14 protein-coding genes are annotated in these 19,091 nt (G+C 73.5%); 6 read left to right on the top strand and 8 right to left on the bottom strand.

The features are described from left to right. Window positions 1-62: 62 nt before the first annotated feature. The 5 genes from ABZT47_RS24995 to ABZT47_RS24975 all read right to left on the bottom strand — a co-directional run bounded on the left by ABZT47_RS24995 (window position 63) and on the right by ABZT47_RS24975 (window position 6,983). Window positions 63-1,370, bottom strand: coding sequence for an AAA family ATPase (locus tag ABZT47_RS24995; protein WP_354846609.1), 1,308 nt, complete (start codon window positions 1,368-1,370; stop codon window positions 63-65). Continuing rightward, entirely contained in the window at window positions 1,367-2,839 is a 1,473-nt protein-coding gene (locus tag ABZT47_RS24990; RefSeq protein WP_354846606.1) for a hypothetical protein, read from the bottom strand. Before ABZT47_RS24990 ends, ABZT47_RS24995 begins: the two co-directional genes overlap by 4 nt. Window positions 2,840-2,888: 49 nt before the next feature. Beyond that, window positions 2,889-3,998 (bottom strand): hypothetical protein, encoded by a 1,110-nt coding sequence (locus tag ABZT47_RS24985; protein ID WP_354846603.1) that lies wholly within the window; start codon window positions 3,996-3,998, stop codon window positions 2,889-2,891. A 17-nt stretch (window positions 3,999-4,015) separates the two neighbouring features. Further along, window positions 4,016-4,861: a hypothetical protein gene (locus ABZT47_RS24980; protein ID WP_354846601.1), complete on the bottom strand. Its 846-nt coding sequence runs from the start codon at window positions 4,859-4,861 to the stop codon at window positions 4,016-4,018. Between the two features lie 310 nt (window positions 4,862-5,171). Continuing rightward, the gene (locus ABZT47_RS24975; protein ID WP_354846598.1) at window positions 5,172-6,983 is read right to left on the bottom strand and encodes a serine/threonine-protein kinase; all 1,812 of its coding nucleotides are present in this window, start codon (window positions 6,981-6,983) and stop codon (window positions 5,172-5,174) included. Window positions 6,984-7,157: 174 nt separating this feature from the next. Between ABZT47_RS24975 and ABZT47_RS24970 the strand changes: the two genes are divergently transcribed. Then, on the top strand, window positions 7,158-7,850 hold the full coding sequence (locus tag ABZT47_RS24970; protein WP_354846595.1) for a TetR family transcriptional regulator: 693 nt from the start codon (window positions 7,158-7,160) through the stop codon (window positions 7,848-7,850). A 103-nt stretch (window positions 7,851-7,953) separates the two neighbouring features. Here ABZT47_RS24970 and mctP read toward each other — a convergent pair whose 3' ends face one another. The 3 genes from mctP to ABZT47_RS24955 form a co-directional block, all read right to left on the bottom strand. Beyond that, window positions 7,954-9,561, bottom strand: a complete 1,608-nt coding sequence (gene mctP, locus ABZT47_RS24965) for a monocarboxylate uptake permease MctP (protein WP_354846593.1) — start codon at window positions 9,559-9,561, stop codon at window positions 7,954-7,956. Beyond that, complete coding sequence (locus ABZT47_RS24960; RefSeq protein ID WP_354846590.1) at window positions 9,558-9,788, bottom strand: DUF3311 domain-containing protein; 231 nt, start codon at window positions 9,786-9,788, stop codon at window positions 9,558-9,560. The genes mctP and ABZT47_RS24960 overlap by 4 nt, the downstream gene beginning before the upstream one ends. 233 nt (window positions 9,789-10,021) lie before the next feature. Next, window positions 10,022-11,617 carry a CocE/NonD family hydrolase gene (locus ABZT47_RS24955; RefSeq protein ID WP_354846587.1) on the bottom strand — a complete coding sequence of 532 codons (1,596 nt, stop codon included), beginning with the start codon at window positions 11,615-11,617 and terminating at the stop codon, window positions 10,022-10,024. A gap of 326 nt (window positions 11,618-11,943) precedes the next feature. Between ABZT47_RS24955 and ABZT47_RS24950 the strand changes: the two genes are divergently transcribed. The 5 genes from ABZT47_RS24950 (at window position 11,944) to thyX (ending at window position 19,018) form a co-directional block, all read left to right on the top strand. After that, on the top strand, window positions 11,944-14,082 hold the full coding sequence (locus ABZT47_RS24950) for an anthranilate synthase component I (RefSeq protein ID WP_354846584.1): 2,139 nt from the start codon (window positions 11,944-11,946) through the stop codon (window positions 14,080-14,082). Between the two features lie 203 nt (window positions 14,083-14,285). Beyond that, complete coding sequence (locus tag ABZT47_RS24945; RefSeq protein ID WP_354846581.1) at window positions 14,286-15,557, top strand: amidohydrolase family protein; 1,272 nt, start codon at window positions 14,286-14,288, stop codon at window positions 15,555-15,557. Between the two features lie 76 nt (window positions 15,558-15,633). Next, window positions 15,634-16,578 (top strand): ATP-binding cassette domain-containing protein, encoded by a 945-nt coding sequence (locus ABZT47_RS24940; protein ID WP_354846579.1) that lies wholly within the window; start codon window positions 15,634-15,636, stop codon window positions 16,576-16,578. After that, window positions 16,575-17,327 (top strand): ABC transporter permease, encoded by a 753-nt coding sequence (locus ABZT47_RS24935; RefSeq protein ID WP_354846577.1) that lies wholly within the window; start codon window positions 16,575-16,577, stop codon window positions 17,325-17,327. Before ABZT47_RS24940 ends, ABZT47_RS24935 begins: the two co-directional genes overlap by 4 nt. Window positions 17,328-17,398: 71 nt before the next feature. After that, on the top strand, window positions 17,399-19,018 hold the full coding sequence (gene thyX, locus ABZT47_RS24930) for an FAD-dependent thymidylate synthase (protein WP_354846574.1): 1,620 nt from the start codon (window positions 17,399-17,401) through the stop codon (window positions 19,016-19,018). The last annotated feature ends 73 nt before the right edge of the window (window positions 19,019-19,091 follow it).

Here is a 19,091-nt window from a genome sequence, read left to right as displayed (position 1 = left end):
CAGGTCCGCCCGCCCACGCAGGTCCGCCCGCCCACGCAGGTCCGCCCGCCCACGCGGGTCCGTCAGCGGAGCGGGGCCGCCTCCACCCGGTGCTTCGACAGGTGGGCGAGCACGGCCTGGTTGGCCTCCCAGCCGTCGGGGAACTTCACCGGCACGTTGAGCTGCACCGTCTCGGCGGAGGGATGGGCGTCCAGCAGTTCGGGGATGCCCGCGCGGGCCACGACGACGCACGCGTGCCGGTGCCGCGAGGTCAGCACGCACAGCCGTCCGGACTCCAGATGGAAGGCGGTGGCGTCCCTGCGTCCCGACAACGGGTGCAGGATGATCGTGACGTCGTACTCGCGGCCCTGCAGCCGGTTGGCGGTGTCCACGGTGACGCCCTCGGGCAGGCCCGCCGCCTGGATCGCCGCCACCTGGTCGCGGTGCGCGGCGCCGACGGCGACCCGGTCGGCGGTCACCGGCCGCTCGCCGCGCTCGGAGAAGGCGACCGGCGCGCGTTGCAGCAGCCGGGTGGCCAGCACGGCCACCGCCTGGACGGCCTCGGCGTCGGTGCGCACCGTGTGCCGGCTCGGCAGCTCGTACAGCGCCCACCCCGACCGCGCCGCCTCCTCCAGAGCGTGGTCGTAGGCGGTGCGCATGCCGTCGGCGGTGTACGCCAGCCGCCGTTCGCCGGGCGCGGTGCCCGCCCGGAATCCGGTGAACGGGTAGAACGCCTCCGACACCACCGGCGCCGCCGAGGCGGGCAGCCGCCAGGACACCGGCAGCCGGTGCACCGGCAGATCCGGGTTGTGCCGCAGCAGCACCGCCACCGCGCTCTGCAACGGGTCCCAGGACAGCCCGGCCCAGCGCTCGCCGTCCACGACCGAGAACGGGTCGAGCTGGCCGGGGTCGCCGACGAACAGCGCCCGCTCGAACAGCCCGGCGACGCGCAGCAGCTTGTCCGAGCGCATCTGGTAGGCCTCGTCCACGATCGCCCACGGCCAGGTGCGCCCGCCCGCCCAGGCCCACTTGTCCGCCGTGGCGACCACGACGGCCGGGTCGCCGAGGTCGGGCAGTTTGGTGCCGATGGCCGCCTTGCCCTCGACGCGCCGCGGCACGGCGTAGTCGGCGGCGGACAATCTGCCGACGGACAGGCCCGGGTGCTCCTCGGCCAGCCGGACGATCAGGTCGTCCACCTGCTCGTTGGTCTGCGCGACGATCATCAGGGGGTCGCCGGTGGCGGCCAGGTGGCCCGCCGCGCGCACCACCAGGGTGGACTTGCCCGCGCCGGGCGGGGAGTCGACGACCACGCCGCGGTGCCGGGGCAGGTCGGCCAGGACCGCGTCCACGACCTGCGCGGCCTCCTGCGCGGGCGGCTTCGCCGTGCTCATGACCATTCCTCGTCGGGTTCCTCATCGGAGGGCGGCTCGTACTCGGGCGGGGGACCGCCGTGCGTCCACGGGGTCTCCTCGGGCGGGGGCAGGGCGGCGGGCGGCTGGAAGTCGTCCAGGAGGGCGGCATAGCACACCCGCTCGCCGGCGCCGGGCACCGCGCCGGGCGTCGCGGCCATGCCCCGCCCCATTCCCTTGACGATCTTCAGCGTGACGTGCTCGCCGTCGATCGCGACCAGCTCGGCCTGCTGGCCGCGCCGCTCGGGCGTGCCGAGCCGCGTGCCGGGGGCCAGGCGCACCGGGTCGGTGGTGCGCACGGTGACCAGCGGCCGGAGCTTGCGCCCCCGCCCCTCGCCCTCGGTGCGCTCAGGGTCGGCGTGGGCGACCGTGCCGGTGAAGGCCTCACCGGTCAGCCGGTACCCCGCCATGACCAGCGGGTCGTCGTAGGCGCGCTGGGCGTCGTAGGAGGCCTGGGCCCGCTCCATGCGGGCCAGCCGCGAGGCGGCGCCGACGGCTCCGTCGCGTCTGGGCTGCGGCGGGGCGCCCTCGGCGAGCTGGGCGGCGAAGGAGGTGAACGCCGCCCGGTCGGCCTCCCAGCGGCCCGCGCAGCCCGGCCCCGCGGGCAGCGCCGCGAGCAGGCCGACGGCCCGCCACATCAGCCGCCAGGTCGGCTCGAGCTGGGAGCGCACCGCCTCGCGCACCCGGGCCTCGGCGTGCTCGGTGCGGGTCTCCTCGTAGGCGCGGATGGCCGGGGCGAGCACCTCGGCGTCGAAGCCGGGGTCGCTGGCGGGGCCCGCGGGCGGCCAGATCAGCGGGTCCTCCGCCTGCCTGGCGGCGGCCGCGCCGGTCATGCCGGGCGGCGGGTCGATCCAGCCGATCAGCGAGGCGAGGTTGGCGTCCTCCAGGGCGCTCTGCCCGGTCGCCCAGTGCAGCGACAGCGCCTCGGTGGCCGCGAGCATGAGCGACGAGCCGGGGTGGCGGCCGCGCTGGGCCAGGAAGGTGAGCCACCGTCCGAGCAGCGGCACCGACGCGTGGACGGCGTAGGGCCCCTCGGCGCGGCGGAAGCGGGTCGAGCGGCCGAGCAACTGCACGAACGCCGCCGCGCCCCGGTTGGGGACGATGAGCTGCGGGGCGTCGATGCACCGCTCGTAGGGCTCGGCGCCGCGCCGTTCCACCGTCTCGGTGTCCTTCTGCAGGCTCTCGATGTAGGGGAGCAGGAGTTCGGCCAGCTCGGCGGCGAAGGCGAACCGCAGGTCGCGGTCGCGGGGCTGCGGCACCACCAGCAGCCGCGGGTGGGCGGGGTCGGTGCCGGCCATCGCGGCCAGCGGCGCCGCCGCCTCGCCCGCCAGCCGCAGCGGGATGAACACCATGGGACGCTCGGACAGGTGGACGTGGCGCACGGTGGCCAGCCGCTGCGCCGTCCCGTCGCGCAGCGCCCGCAGCCGTGCCAGGGCCGCCAGCGTGCTCACCGGGTCTCCGCCCGGCCGGTCACCGAGCCGCCCTTGGGAGCGGGGATGCTCACGAGACCTCCGCGTAGATGCGGTCGGCCAGCCGGAGCAGGCGGGCGATCTCCTCCTGGCCCTCGCCCGGTGGGAGCGAGCCGTCGGCCAGGCCGAGCGCCTCCGGCACGGTGGCGACCCCGCCGAGCGCGTCGCGTACCTGCCGCCCGAGCAGGTCGGTGGACCCCTCGGCTGCGGCCTCGTCCCGGCAGAACAGGCACAGGTCGCAGGTGGACAGGCAGTCGGGCGCGTACCGGGCGCCGACGCCGCGCACCGCCTCGCGCAGCTCCGCCACCGGGCGGGTGGGCGCCCCGTCGGCGTCGCGCGCGAGGTCGAAGGTCAGCCCGGGCGGCAGCGCGTCCACGATGCTCCCGACGCGGGTCATGCGGGCGAGCTGGCGGCGCAGCACGGCGAGCTGGCGGCGGACGTCCACCAGCGTCGCGGCCGGCCGGTTGGCGAAGTTCTCCGGGCACACCAGCACGACCTCGTGCGACACCCGGCCGGGGTCGTGGCCGAGCTCTTGGAGCATGTTCCTCAGCGCCAGCACGTACACCGCGGCCTGGCGGGCGGCCGCCGCGACCTTGTCCGGCTCGGCCTGCCCGTCGACGACAGCGAAGGACTTGATCTCGATGATGTGGAACCGGCCGCCGAGCTGGAAGGCCACCACGTCCGGCTCAAGGTAGGCGCTCTGCCCGGCGATCTCCAGCCGCAGCAGCGGGTGGTCGTACAGGGTGCCGGCGTCGTCGCGGTCGCGCGCCGCCCGGTCGAGCAGGCCGCGGGTGTGGGAGTGGCGCAGGTGCGCGGAGGGGTTGCCGCCGACGTCGCCGAGGTCGGTGTAGGCGGCCTGCGCGATGGGCAGGCCGAGCAGCTCACGCAGCATCCTCAGCAGTTCGGCGCAGCCGCTCTCTTTGACCAGCGCCTCGAACGCGTTGCCCCGGGTGATGGCGAACGGCGACTGGCCGAAGGGCGCGGGGAAGCCGAGATGGGTCGCCGTCGCGTCCTTGTCGATGCCCGCGGCGTCCAGCACGGCGCGGCGCGCGCACCCGGGGTTGGCCGCCAGCGCGGCGATGGCCCGCGCGTCGTGGGGACGCGGCGGCACCGGGCCGCGCAGCCTGTCGAGTGGATCCACCTCACGCCTTTCTTTCCTCACGCCGTGGCCACCCGCAACGTCGCGCCTCCGAACAGCAGCTCGGCGTCGGCGAGCCGCTCGCGGGCCCGGCCGGCGATCTCGGCGCGCGCGGCGGCGTCCGCGGCCGCGTGCACCTCCAGCTCGGCGCGGGCCGCCCGGACGACGTCGGCTGGCTCGGGCCCGTCGAAGCCCTCCCCGAACGGGCCCGCGGGCGTCAGGACGTCCACCGGCGGCAGGCCCCGCGTACGCGGCCCGCCGCCGGCGCCGGGGATGTTGTGCGCCAGCCGCGCCAGCAGCCGACGGGCGCCCGGCGGGGCGTGCCCGCCGGCGCCGGCGCTCCGCTCGACGTGCTCGGCCACCCGGATCGCCGTGGTCAGGAAGTCCACGCGCGGGCTCAGCGGGCCGATCACCCGCCGCTCGAGCGGCCAGGTGCTGACCGCGAGCAGCCCCCGGGAGGCCGACAGCCGGTCGGTGAGCGCGGCGCACAGGTAGTAGGGGCGGGTGAACGGCGCGCCCCGGAATGAGCGCTCCTCGTCGCGGCGCAGGCTCGTGAGCTGGGAGCCGCGGAGCGAGCCGGCGCGCAGGGCGGTGTGCACGGCGACGACCACCCGGGCCGCGGCGGGCACGCCGAGCAGGGTGAGCGCCTGGTGGACCTGCTCGCGGATGGGCAGCAGCGAGCCGGGGGCCGGGTCGCCGCCGGGCGCCTCGTCGTCGGCCAGGGCCTGGTCCCAGGCCTGCTCGGCCCGGCGCAGCTCGGCGCGCAGCGATCTGGCCAGGACGTTCTCGCGGGCGCGCACGGCCCGCCTGATCTCGCGGCGCAGCGCGTCGATGCGCCGCTCGAGATCGTCCAGCCTTTCACTCACGCCCGGAGCGTACCAGTGGTTCCCTGGAGTTCCAGGGATTTCCCGCATTCACCCGCGACCGGCGTGGCGTGAGCGGTCACCGGCCTCGCGGTCGGCGAAGCGGTGATCGGGTTCGCACCCCGCGCCGCGATGGCGCTCCCGCCGGCCGCTGCCCGTGCCCGCGATGCCCCTGCCCGTTGTCCCTGCCCGATGTGCCTGCCCGATGTGCCTGTCGCGGCCGGAGTCCGGCCGCGACAGGCATGGTGAGCCGAGTCCGTGCCCGGCGGCGGGCCGCGCCGGGGAGCGCCGGGGGAGCGCGGCGGGCACGGGCTCAGCTCAGCGGGCGGAAGTAGGTGCCCGGACGCTCGTCGCCGAGGCGGGCGCCCACGCAGCGGTAGATCCGGACGCCCTCCTTGAACGCCTCGGGGCTGGGCGGGAGCGCCGAGACCATCCACTTGCCGGCGGCGATGCTCCTGGCCGCCCCGTACCTGGATCGCAGCAGCACCGGCAGCGAGCACAGCTTCCTCACCACCGGGTGCTTCTCCAGCTCCGACAGATCGGCGGTCACCCCGTCAGGTGGCAGCGGGGCGACGGCGAAGGTCTCCCACGTGTGCGCCTCCTCGCAGCCCCGGCGCTTGATCGACACGTCACCGGTGATCACCACCATGCCGCCCCAGCACTCCGCCTCGCGCCCGCAGGCCGCGTTCGCGCCCGGGACGGCCGCCGCCGCGCAGGAGACGGTGGTGGTCGCCACCCTCCCGAACGCGCCGCCCGCCGGCGCGCCGGTCGAGGCGGGCGAAGCGGACGAAGCGGCCGCCGGAGTGCCGGCCGCGCCGCTCGGCCCTGACGGCGTCGTGGCGCCCGGGTCGCGGCCCTCCCAGATCATGATGGCCGTCCCGGCGGTGAGCAGCAGCGCGAACACGCCCGCCACCGCCAGGTACAAGCCCGTCTGCGCGTGCTGCTTCGGCGGAGGCATCGTCGCCAGCGCGTCACGTCCGCGCGCCACGGAAGTGTCTGCCCGGCCGCGTGGCCCGGACGCGTCGGCCCGTCCCCGAGAGCCGGGCCCGTCAGGCCCGCCGCGCGGTCCGGTCGCCTCCATCCTCCTGCCGTCCGGACCGGTGGCCTGCGCGCGCATCCCTGGCCCGGTCATCTCCGTCCTGCCGGAGGGGCCCGTCCCCCCGTCCGGGACGCCGGGTACGGGCGGGCCCGGACGGGCGCCCGGACCGTACGAGTGGGACGGCCGTCCGCCGGGGGCCGAGTGGGGCAGGGAAGTGCCGTGTCCCGTAGGCGCCGCGCCACGGGAGCCGGTGGACGGCAGGAGCCGCGCGGGGAGCGCCGAAAGGGCGTCCCGCAGGGCCGCCGCCGAGGGGATGCGCAGCCGCGGGTCGGTCGCCATCCCGGCGCGGAGTACGGCGGTCAGCTCGGCCGGCACGCCGGCGATCTCCGGGATCGGGCGCCGGTGCATCGCCATGATCATCGCGAGGTTCACCACGCCACCCTCGGGGAAGCGCGGCGGCCTGCCGCTCAGCAGGGCGTACAGCGTGGCCGCCAGCGAGTACACATCCCCGGCCGGGCTCGGCGCGGCCAGCTCGAACGCCTCCGGCGGCCCGAAGGCGGGGGTGAGCGACTCGCGCGTCACCGACATGTCGCCGTCGGCGTGCGCGGCGGCGGCCAGCCCGAAATCGGTCAGCGCCACCAGGCCGTACCCGTTGACCAGGATGTTGGCCGGCTTGACGTCGCGGTGCAACACCCCGGCCGCGTGCGCGGCGGCCAGCGCGTCGCCGATGCGCACGCCGATGTCCCGCACCTCCGCCGGGCTCAGCGGACCCTCCGCGCGCAGCCGGTCGGCCAGCGACCCGCCCGGGCACAGCTCCAGCACCATGTACGGGCGCCCGTCGGTGAGCACCCCGGCGTCGTACACGTCGGCGACGTGCGGGTGGCCCGACAGGGCCCCGGCCGAGCTGACCTCGCGCATGAACCGGCGCCGGTCGCGCTCGGAGAGCAGCACCCGGTTGTCGACCTTGAGGGCCACCTCGCGGCGCACGGCCAGCTGCCGGGCGCGGTACACCACGCCGAAGCCGCCCTGCCCGAGGACCCCGACCACCTCGTAGCCCGGCACCTCCGGTGCTCCAGGCTCGGCCACCTTCCACCTCCAGCAAGGTCAGAGAGCGGCACACTATCGGAATGATCCATGCCATATCGGCCAGGTATCACGCTGTGGTACGCGATAGGGACCGGGCGCCGCCGGCGGGACGCCCGCCGGACGGGTTCTCCCGGCAGCGGTACGTGACGGTGAAGTGGCCCTATGCTTTCCGGCATGGCGACCGTGGCGGGCAACGTCGGGCGAGATCCGGACCGGCGCCGGGCGCTGCTGGACGCCGCCGACCGGGTGATCCGCCGTGAAGGCCCGCACGCCTCGATGGCCGCGATCGCCGCTGAGGCGGGCATCACCAAGCCGATCCTCTACCGCCACTTCGGCGACAAGAGCGGCCTGTACCAGGCGCTGGCCGACCGCCACGTGCGCAGTGTCGTCAAGCTGCTGCGGCCGCGGTTCGCCAAGGCCGGCGCGGGCCTGCGCGTCCGCGCCCGGGCCACCATCGAGACCTACCTGGACATGATCTCGGCCAACCTCGACCTCTACCGCTTCCTGTTCCACCGCGCCGGCGCCGAGGACAGCCGCACCCACACCCACATGGCGGCCATCGTCCGCAACCTGGGCGAGGAGCTCGGTGCTGTCATCGCCGCCGACGGCACCGTCGCCGACCCGGTGCGCGCCCAGATCCTGGGCCACGCCTTCGTCGGCATGGTCCAGACCACCGGCGACTGGTGGCTCGAACACCCCGAGGTAGACCGCTCCCAGGTCGTCGACACCCTCACCACCGCCGTCCTCGCCACACTGACCAGTACCTTCCGCGAGCCGTCCGGCGCAGGCACGGCGGCCGAGGACACGGACGACTCCGACTCCGACTCCGACTCCGCCGACCCGGCGACCACCGGCCGTTCCGGCTGAGAAGCGTGCGCATGCGCGAGCCGGCCTGGCGGGCGCAGGACCACTACGCGGACATGCCCGGCCTTCGTGGAGGGCCGGGCATGCGGTCGCGGAGACTGGGGGGTCAGTGGGAGCCGGTGAGTTCCACCTCGTGGACTCGGGGGTCGCCTTCGTCGGCGTAGTACTCCGACGGCTTGGTGGCGTCGGGGCCGTCGGCCAGGTTGGCGGCGCGGGCGATCAGGGTGCCGGCGACCGCGACGACGACGTTGAGCAGCAGGGCCAGGAAGCCCGCGTAGACCGTCATCTTGGTGTCCAGGCCGAGGTTCGCCAGCGGGTAGGCCGAGCCGCCGAAGTGGGCGTGTTTGGTCGCCGGGTTGGGGATGCTGTAGAGCATCAGCATTCCGGCGGCCATGCCCGCCACCCAGCCGGCGATCAGGCCGCCCCGGTGGAACCACCGGGTGTACAGGCCGAGCGCCACCGACGGCAGGGTCTGCAGGATGATCACGCCGCCGATGAGCTGCAGGTCGATGGAGAACTGCGGGTCGATCAGCAGGATGACGAGCACCGCGCCGACCTTGACCACCAGCGAGGCGATCTTGCTGACCGCCGCCTCCTGGGCGTCGGTGGCGTCCCGCTTGATGTACTCCTTGTAGATGTTGCGGGTGAACAGGTTCGCCGCGGCGATCGACATGATGGCGGCGGGGACGAGAGCGCCGATGCCGATGGCGGCGTAGGTCACGCCGGCGAACCAGTCGGGGAACATCTTGTCGAACAGCTGTGGCACGATCGTGTTGACGTCGGCCTTGCCGTTGGCCGTGATCGGCTTGATCCCCGCCGCGATGGCCATGTATCCGAGCAGGGCGATCAGGCCGAGCAGCAGGCTGTAGGCCGGCAGCGCGGACATGTTCCGCTTGATCACGCCGCGGTTGCGCGCCGCCAGGACGCCCGTGACGCTGTGCGGGTACAGGAACAGCGCCATGGCCGACCCGAGCGCCAGCGTGACGTACTGCAGCTGGTTGTTGGGGTTCAGCAGGGTGCCGTCGCCGGGCGCCGGGGTGGCGGCGAACTTCGCCTGGGCCGCGTCGAAGATCGAGCCCCAGCCGCCGAGCCGGGTGGGGATGTAGAAGACGGCCACCAGGATCACCAGGTAGATCAGCGAGTCCTTGACGAACGCGATGAGCGCGGGCGCGCGCAGCCCCGACTGGTAGGTGTAGGCGGCCAGGATCGCGAAGGCGATGATCAGCGGCAGGTCGCCGGTGACGCCCATCGTCTTCAGCACCGCCTCGATGCCGACCAGCTGCAGCGCGATGTAGGGCATCGTCGCCACCAGGCCGGTGATCGCGATCAGCAGCGCCAGGGTGGGGGAGCCGAAGCGGGCGCGCACGAAGTCGGCCGGGGTCACCATGCCGTGCACGTGCGCGACCGACCACAGCCGGACCAGGAGCAGGAACACCAGGGGGTAGGTCACGATCGTGTACGGCAGGGCGAAGAAGCCGGTGGCCCCGGCGCCGAACAGCAGCGCGGGGACGGCCACGAACGTGTAGGCGGTGTAAAGGTCGCCGCCCACCAGGAACCAGGTGACCCACGAGCCGAACTTGCGGCCGCCCAGCCCCCACTCGTCCAGGCTCGCCAGGTTGTCCGGCCGCCGCCAGCGGGCCGCGACGAACCCCATGCCGCTCACGACCAGGAACAGGACGGCGAAGACGACGATCTCGGTGACGTGGCCGCTCATCGCCTGTCCCTCCTCTTGCCCGTCTGGTACACGATGGTCGTGGCGGAGACGCCGAGGATGATGAAGGCCAGCTGCAGCCAGTAGAACAGCGGGAACCCGAACAGGCGCGGCTCGTCCGCGTTGTACAAAGCGGGGATCAGCGGTATCACGATGGGCACGAGAAGCAGCCAGTTCCACGGGCTGCGATCGCCGCGGACCGGGCGCTGATCGCTAGGTGGCGTGGTCAACGCACTCTCCTAGGGAGAAGAGAGACGTGACTAGCCTGATGGGGCTAGTCATTCGGTTGACCGGTAAGCGTAATTACGCCGGGCGGTCGCGCGGATCACGAATCGCCGAACGGACTTGTTGGCGCGCCGAGTGGTGACAACCTGTCAGGCGGTCCGGTCGGCGGTGGTTCGAGGCGGGTGACGGAAAGCCGGGTTGTGACCGATATCCCGGCTTCGGCCCAGGTATACCGGTCTCAGGGCGGCAGGTGGGGGAGGACGATCGCCGACGGGTGCGCGGGATCGTGGAAGACCTCCTGGTCGGCCGGGACCGCCCGGTGCCCGGTGCCCAGCGGCTCGCCGGTGCCGAGGTTGCGGGCCAGCCGCGGGTAGGCGCCGCTGGCGATCTGCACCCGCACACGGTGCCCCCGCTTGAAGCGGTGCGCGATCGGCCACAGCTCGACCTCGACCCGGCGCACTCCCTCGTCGTCGGTGGCGGGCGTGCCGGGCACCAGGCGGCGCACACCCTCGCAGACGTTCAACGAGGTGCCGTCCGGATGGACGTCGCACACGCGGACCACGAGGTCGGTGTGCTCGGTGCTGGAGCGCAGGTACACCTCCGCCGTCACCGGGCCGATCAGGTCGGTGTCCTCGCCGAGCGCCTCGCCGGTGTAGGCCAGCACGTCCGAGCGCGCCTCCAGGCGCCGGTTGTCCCGGGGCGCGGAGTTGCCGAGCAGCGTCGGCCCGCCGACGACAGGAGTGGGGCGGGCGGGGTTGTAGCGGTAGCGGTCGGGGCCGGACTGCGCCGGGTTGGCCGGCGCCAGCGCCCGTCCCGGCTGCAGGTGCCAGCGCACCTGCCGCATGCCGGGCACCGGCCAGTCACGGTAGTCGCGCCACTCGCCCGCGCCGGTGACGAACACCCGCACCGGGCTGGCGCGCAGACCGGTGGTGTCGCCGAGCAGGTGGGCGCGGAACCACGCCAGCGCGTCGAGGTTGGCGATGCGCCCGTGCCGCACGTCGGCGTGGTGCCAGGGCCCGATCGTCAGGTACGGCTGGCGCCCGGCGGCGCGCATGGCGGCGTAGTCCTTCAGCTGCCAGGGCAGGAAGACGTCGTACCAGCCTCCGGTCATCGTCACCGCCGCGTCGACCTCGCCCACCGTGGCCGAGAAGTCGCGCTTCTTCCAGAACGGGACCGAGGGGTCGGCGTGGTGGGTGAGCACCTCCTGGAAGAACGGCAGCGAACGCCCGGCGGCGAGCCTGTCCAGTTCGCCGAGCGGCCGGCCCGACAGCACGGCGCGCTGGGTGCGGCGCGGGGCGAAGAACACCGCGGCGCCGGCGAGCGGGCCGTTCATCATCGCGGTCAGCGTGCTCCAGCTCAGCGTGGCCTCCAGCGCGAACGAGCCGCCCACGTAGGCGGCGTCGCGGAACTGGGAGGCGGTCACCTGGGTGGCCATCGCCTTCAGGTCGGGGCCCGCGTACGGGGCGATGGCCCACTGGGCGTGCCCGAGGTAGCTCGGCCCGTGCATCGCGAAGCTGCCGCCGTACCAGGGCTGGGCGCGCATCCACTCGACCGTGGCCAGGCCGTCGTCCTGCTCGTCCAGTGGGGACGCCTCGCCGCCGGACCCGAACCCGCCCCGGCAGCTCTGCAGGATCACCTGGAACCCCTGGCGCGCGAACGCCCGGCCGTAGGCGTAGCCGAACAGGCCGCGCCGGCCGTAGGGGGAGCGGATGAGAATGGTCGGCGGGGCGCTCACGCCGATCGGGATGTAGCGGTCGGCCAGCAGCAGGACACCGTCGGGCATGGGGACCCGCAGGTCCTTGTGGACGACCACCCGGTACGGATTCCTGCCCATGCGCGCTCCTCGATGTAAGAGAGACCTACCCCGATAGATGTAAGCAGCGCTTTACTCCCTGGTAACATGCTAGTGCTATGGGCCGGGACTCGCTGTGACGCAGGTCACCCGCCCGCGCGAACGGGCGGCGCGCCCATGCCGCCGACAACTGGCGGTGCGCCCCCGGGTGCCGCTAGCATTCAGCCATGCGAACCATTTCACCTGCTCGGTGGTGGCGCCGCTCATAGGCGGCGCGATTTTTCGCATTCTTTACCCACGGCCGCCCCGGGAGGCGGCCGATTTCATGCCCGCCCGGGGCCTATTGACAATTAGAAGGGCGAGGCAAGGTGGACACGAGCGGATATACCACCGCGGGCGGCATCGAGGTCGAGGTCACGACCGCGGACGTGCCCGAGTCCGTGCTGGAGGAGGTCGTCTCCTCCCTGGGCGAGCGTCGCGGCGGCGTGCTGTCCTCGGGCATGGAATACCCCGGCCGGTACAGCCGGTGGCACCTCGCCTACGTCGACCCGGTGCTGGAGATCGTCGCCCGCGGCCGCCGCATCTCGGCCCGGGCCCTCAACGAACGCGGGCGCGTCGTGCTGCCCGCCGTGACCTCCTGCCTGCTGGCGGCGGGCAAGACCACCACCGAGCCGACCCTGGACCACGTCGAGGTGGAGGTCGCCGAGTCCGAGGACATCCTGCCCGAGGAGATGCGCAGCCGCCGCCCCACCGTGTTCACCGCGGTCCGCGAGGTGATCGCCGCCTTCGCCGGCGACGACGAGCACCTCGGGCTGTACGGGGCCTTCGGCTACGACCTCGCCTTCCAGTTCGAGCCCATCAGGCAGACGCTCGAGCGCGCCCACGACCAGCGCGACCTGGTCCTGCACCTGCCCGACCGCGTCATGGTCATCGACCGCAAGCGCGAGACCAGCCGGGAGTACCTCTACGAGTTCACCGTCGACGGCGTCTCCACCCGCGGCCTGCGGCGCACCGGCGAGACGCTGCCGCTGCCGCCCGCCCCCGCGGCCCTGCCCCCGAACCCCGCACCCGGCGAGTACGCCGCCGTCGTCGAGGCCGCCAAGCAGAAGTTCCGGCGCGGCGACCTGTTCGAGGTGGTCCCCGGCCAGGTCTTCCACGCCCCCTGCGCCGACCCGGCCGCCTTCTACCGGGGCCTGCGCCTCATCAACCCCGCCCCCTACGAGTTCCTGTTCAACCTCGGCGAGGGCGAGCACCTGGTCGGCGCCTCCCCCGAGATGTACGTCCGCGTCCAGGGCGACCGGGTGGAGACCTGCCCGATCTCCGGGACGATCGCCCGCGGCAGTAACCCCGTCGAGGACGCCGAGGCGATCCGCACCCTGCTCAGCTCGGTGAAGGAGGAGTCCGAGCTGACCATGTGCACCGACGTCGACCGCAACGACAAGTCCCGCATCTGCGTCCCCGGCACCGTCCAGGTGATCGGCCGCCGCCAGATCGAAATGTACTCCCGGCTCATCCACACCGTCGACCACATCGAGGGCCGCCTGCGCCCCGAGTTCGACGCCCTGGACGCCTTCCTCACCCACATGTGGGCCGTCACCGTCACCGGCGCGCCCAAGACCTGGGCCATGCAGTTCATCGAGGACCACGAGGCCACCGCGCGGCGCTGGTACGGCGGCGCCGTCGGCTACCTCGGCTTCGACGGGTCGATGAACACCGGCCTCACCCTGCGCACCGCCCAGATCCGCGACGGCGTGGCCACGGTGCGCGCGGGCGCGACGCTGCTGTTCGACTCCGACCCGGCCGCCGAGGAGCGCGAGACCGAGCTCAAGGCCAGCGCCCTGCTCGGGGCCCTCGCCGCCGTCGGCGCGCCCCGGGCCGCCCCGCCCCGCGCCCGCGAGCGCGAGCGCGAGCGGGCGGGCCAGGGCATGAAGGTCCTGCTGGTCGACCACGAGGACTCCTTCGTCAACACCCTCGCCGACTACTTCCGCCAGCAGGGCGCCGACGTGATCACCCTGCGGCACGGCTTCCCCCTGGCCATGCTGGAGGAGATCGCGCCCGACATGGTGGTGCTCTCGCCCGGCCCCGGCTGGCCGTCCGACTTCGGCTGCACGGACCTGGTGGAGGCCCTGTACGCCCGCGACCTGCCCGTCTTCGGGGTGTGCCTGGGCCTGCAGGCCATGGTCGAGCAGGCCGGCGGCAGCCTGTCGCTGCTGCCGGAGCCCGAGCACGGCAAGCGCGGCCGCGTCGCCCGCGTGGGCGACAGCGCCCTGCTCGAGGGCCTGCCGCCCGAGTTCGTCGCCGCCCGTTACCACTCCCTGCACGCCAAGCAACCGGGGGTCACGGGGTTCACGGTGACCGCGCTCACGCCCGACGGGGCCGTCATGGCCGTCGAGGACACCCTCAACCGCCGCTTCGGGGTCCAGTTCCACCCAGAGTCGATCCTCACCGCCGAGGGCGGCGCCGGGGCCCGCATCATCGCCAACGTGCTGAGGCTCTGCCGGCGGTGACCCCGCCGGGGCCCCGGCCCGCGCCGCCGGGTCGCGGCTGTGCCGGAGTTGGGTAAAGGGCGGGACGAACCCGGAGCCGGTGACCGGCCCCGGCCGTAGAGTCCACAGGCGGCGCGGGCCGGGCGGCTGGGCGGGAAGCCGTCCGGCCCGCCCGGCGCATTCCGGCGGCGCCGCGGGGACCGACGAGCGGGGCGAGGTGGCCGATGGACCAGAACGACACCCTGCCGGTCCTCCCACCTCTTCCCCTCCCCGTACCGGCGGCGCGTCCGGCCCCCGCGCCGGCGGCGGGCGGCCGGCCGGCGTGTTGGGAGCCCGGCACGCCGGCCGCCCAGGTGCCGGACGCCGTGCGGGACGCGCTGCTCGCCCCGCTGGTGGACCACCACTGCCACGGCGTGCGCCGCGACGACCTCACGCGGGCCCGGTTCGAGCTGCTGATCACCGAGGCGGCCACCCCGGCGCCCCCCGGCACCACCCACTTCGACACCCCGGTCGGCACGGCCATCCGCCGCTGGTGCGCCCCCGTCCTGGACCTGGAACCGCACGTCCCGGCGGCCGTCTACCTCTCCCGCCGGGCCGAGCTCGGCGCCCGGGAGGCCAACACCCGCCTGCTGCGCGCCGCCGGCGTCGTGGCCTTCCTCGTGGACCCCGGCCACGGCGGCGGCGACCTGCTGTCGGCGGCCGAGATGGGACGCCTCGGCGGAGCGGCCGCCGACGAGATCGTCCGCCTGGAGCGCGTCGAGCAGGACGTCGCCCGCGAGGGCCTCACCTGCGTCGGCTACCTGGAAGCCCTGGAGGACCGCCTCGCCGCGCGCGCCGCGCGGGCGGTCGGGCTGAAGACGGTCCTCGCCCACCGCTGCGGCCTGGACTTCGCGCCATCACGCCCGAGCCGCGGCGCCGTCATCGCCGCCGCGGCCCGCCGCCTGGCCGGTCCCGGCGGCCCGCTCACCGACCCCGACCTGCTGCGCCACCTGCTCTGGACGGCGGTGGACATCGCCCGCGAACGGGGGCTGCCCCTCCAGGTGCACACCGGCTACGGCGGCCCCCCGAGCAGCCTGGGCATCGGCCCGCACCGCTCGGACCCGGCGCTGATGACCGGCTTCCTCCGCGCGCTGCGGCCGACCGGCGTCCCGGTCATCCTGCTGCGCTGCTACCCCTACCACCGGCAGGCCGCCTACCTGGCCAGCGTGTACCCCCATGTGTACGTGGACGTCGGCCTCGCCCCGACCTCCACGGCATCGGGGTCGGCGGCGATCATCGGAGAGCTGCTGGAGCTGGTGCCCTACCACAAGCTCATGTTCAGCTCCGACTGCCGCGGCGTCGCCGAGATGTGCCACCTCGGCGCCCTGTACTTCCGTCGCGGCCTGGCCCTAGCGCTCGCCGCGCGCCTGCGCGAGGGGGAGTGGAGCGCCGCCGACGCCGCCCGCGTGGCCCACATGATCGGGTCGGGCAACGCCCGCCGGGTGTACCGGCTGTAGGCGTTCCATATCGTTGTGGCGTATATCCGGCCGAACCGCTATGCGCGTCGATCAACTCGCCCGATAATCGGGCCTGATGTCCGCGATAGAGATCCGCAGCCTGTCCAAGTCGTTCGGAGCGGTCCGCGCCGTCGACGACGTCTCCTTCACCGTGGAGCAGGGCACCGTCACCGGATTCCTCGGCCCGAACGGCGCAGGCAAGACCACCACGCTGCGCTGCCTGCTCGGCCTGGTCACCCCCGACTCCGGCGAGGCCCTCATCGGCGGCCGCCGCTACGCCGACCTGGCCGCGCCGCTCACCGAGGTCGGCGCGGTGCTGGAGGCGACCAACTTCCACCCCGGACGCACCGCCCGCGACCATCTCAGGGTGCTGTGCACGGCCGCCGGGCTGCCGCCGGCACGCGCCGGCGAGGCACTGGACCAGGTGGGTCTCGCCGACGCGGCCGGCAAACGCGTGGGCGGGTTCTCCCTCGGCATGCGCCAGCGCCTCGCCCTGGCCACCGCCCTGCTGGGCGCCCCCAGGATCCTCATCCTCGACGAGCCGGCCAACGGCCTGGACCCGGCCGGCATCCAGTGGCTGCGCGGCTTCCTGAGGTTCCTCGCCGACGACCGGGGATGCGCGGTGCTGGTCTCCAGCCACGTCCTGGCCGAGGTCGAGCAGACGGTCGACGACATCGTCATCATCGCCCGCGGCCGCATGATCAGACAGGGCGCGCTGTCGGAGCTCACCTCCGGCGACCACGGCGTCAGAGTGGCCGCGGCGGAGGCCGAACGGCTGCGCCCCCGCCTGGAGGAGGCCGGCGCCACGGTGGAGTCCCCGGAGAGCGGCGTGCTGCTGGTCCGCGGCGTGCCCCCCGAGGTGGTCGGCCGGGCGGCGCTGGAGGAGGCGGTCGTGCTGTCGGAGCTGGTCGGCCAGCGCTCGGACCTCGAACAGGTCTTCCTCGACCTCACCGGCGACCCCCCTCCGCCCGGCGGGGACGCGCTCCCCGTCCAGACCGAGACCCCTGGGGGAACGTCATGACGAGGCTGGTCAGGGCCGAGCTGCAGAAGGTCTTCACCACCCGCATGGTCTGGGGCATGCTCGCCCTGTCGCTGGGCTTCACCGCGATCGGCGTGGTCGTGCTGAGCATCTTCTCCGGGCAGCAGGGCACCCCTCCCATCACCGAGCCGCGAGGGGCGCTCAACCTGTTCAGCCAGGCGGGCGTCGGCCTGGTGTTCTCCTTCGTGATCGGCACACTGCTCATCACGGGCGAGTACCGCTTCCAGACGATCACCCACACCTTCCTGGTGACCCCGCGCCGCGCGCGCGTGGTCGCCGCCAAGCTGCTGGCCTGCGCGGTGGTGGGCGTGATGTTCGGCCTGGCGGGCATCGTGCTGACCTTCGCGGCCGGCGTCCCGGCGATCCTGATCAAGGGCGGCGCGCTCTCGCTGATCGGCGGCGACGTGGCGCGCCTGTGCGCCGGAGTGGTCGCGGCCATGGCCCTGTACACCATCCTCGGCCTGGCCCTGGGCTCGCTGCTGCGCAACCAGGTCGCCGCCATCGTCGTCGGCGTCGGCTGGGTGTACGTACTGGAGAACCTGCTGGTGGCGCTGCTGCCGAGCGTCGGCAAGTGGCTGCCCGGCGGCGCCGCGCAGGCCGTCTACGGGGTGGCGGCGCCGCTGGGCGGTCATTACCTGCCGGCCTGGGGCGGCGCCGCTCTGCTGCTGGGCTACGCCCTGGCCTTCGCGGCCGTCGCCTCGGTCACCACCCTGCGCCGCGACATCACCTGACCGGCCTCACCTGCGCTTTCCCCTGCACTACGATGTGGGCGGCCACGAATACGGGGGAGAGGCGGGGCCCGGTGCGATTTCTCGGCGAGGTGACGGTGGAGCTCGTCAGGCACAGCGCCGCCGACTCCGACGTGGTGTGGGCGGCCCGGGTGTCCACGGCGGGCGAGCAGTCCCTCGAGACGGTCGGCCAGGACGCCGAGCGCTCACGCGGCCTGATCAACTACCTCATGCGCGACCGCCACGGCAGCCCCTTCGAGCACAACTCGATGACCTTCTTCGTCCACGCGCCCATCATGGTCTTCCGCGAATTCCACCGCCACAGGGCCGGATGGTGCCTGGCAGGCGACTCGGAGATCACTCTGGTGAGCGAAGGAGGTCATGTCCGCCGGCGCACGATCGCGGAGCTCTACCGGCTGTGGCACCACGGTGTCGAGGACGCCCTGCCGCGTTCGGGTGGAGGGGTGACGTGGCACCAACGGGCCGGAAAATGGAACGCACAGGTCCGGCGCGCCAATCAGCTGCATTATCTCGGATTGCACGAAACGCGCGAATCGGCTGAGCGGGCGGTGGCAGCGTTCCGGACGGCGAATCCCAGCACGCGGCTGCGCAAGCTTGCCTCGGTACGCCGCAACCATGTGCGCTGCTATGACGAGAGCAGCCTGCTCGCACAGCGGGCCCGCATCCTGGACGTCATGGAGTCGGGGGTCAAGCGGCTGGTTCGCCTCACCACCGCCAGTGGACGGTCGCTCAGATGTTCGGCCGATCATGCGATCCTCACGCCGGGCGGTTGGCGCAAGGCAGGGGAGCTGTCGCCCGGGGATGAGGTGATGATCGCAGGCACCGCGCCGCGTCCTTCCGAAGCGCTCATCCCTCCCTCGCTACGTCGCGGCCTCGGTGTATGGACGTCCATGCAAAGGCTTCGCCTCATCAAGGAGACGGACACGTGCTACATGTGCTCCGGGACCTTTCCTCGCGAGCGGCTGGCGCTTGATCATGTCATTCCCGTCGCCGCGGATCTGCGAAGGGCCCTCGATGACGGCAATCTCGCACCGGCCTGTCCGCCATGTCATCGGCGCAAGAGCGATGCGGAGCAGTCATTGGCCAAGCGTGGAGGCAAGGTCGCCGTCGCGAAAGCCGACTCGGTGGTGTCCGTCGAGGACGATGGCGAAGAGATGACCTACGACCTTTCCGTCGAGGGTCCCTGGCACAACTTCCTGGCCAATGGCATCGTCGTTCACAACTCCTACAACGAGGAAAGCGGGAGATACAGGGAGCTTGCGCCAGATTTCTATGTCCCTGGGCGGGAGAGGAAGTTGGTGCAGGAGGGGAAGCCGGGGCGCTATCAGTTCGTCGAAGGGGACGACGAGCAGCACAAGCTGGTGGCCGAGGCCATGGAGCGGTCCTATCGCGCCGCCTACGCCGCCTACCGCGAGATGCTGGAGGCCGGCGTCGCGCGGGAGGTCGCCCGGGCCGTCCTGCCCGTCGGGCTCTACTCCTCGATGTACGCCACCTGCAACGCCCGGTCGCTGATGCATTTCCTGTCCCTGCGCACCAAGGACGAGCGCGCGAGCGTGCCGTCGTTCCCGCAGCGCGAGATCGAGATGGTGGCCGAGAAGATGGAGGCCTTCTGGGCGGGGCTGATGCCGCTGACGCACGCCGCGTTCAACGCCGCCGGCCGCGTGGCCCCCTGAGCCGCCGGCCCGCGTGGCGCTCTTAGCCGCCTGCCACGAAATTCCGGGGGCCGCCGGCCGCGTGGACCCTCGG

The organism is Sphaerisporangium sp. NPDC005289, from assembly GCF_040607455.1.
In the GTDB taxonomy this organism is placed as follows: domain Bacteria; phylum Actinomycetota; class Actinomycetes; order Streptosporangiales; family Streptosporangiaceae; genus Sphaerisporangium; species Sphaerisporangium rhizosphaerae.
Note: the sequence above shows the minus strand (reverse complement) of the source record. Positions and strands in the feature narration are given on the sequence as shown.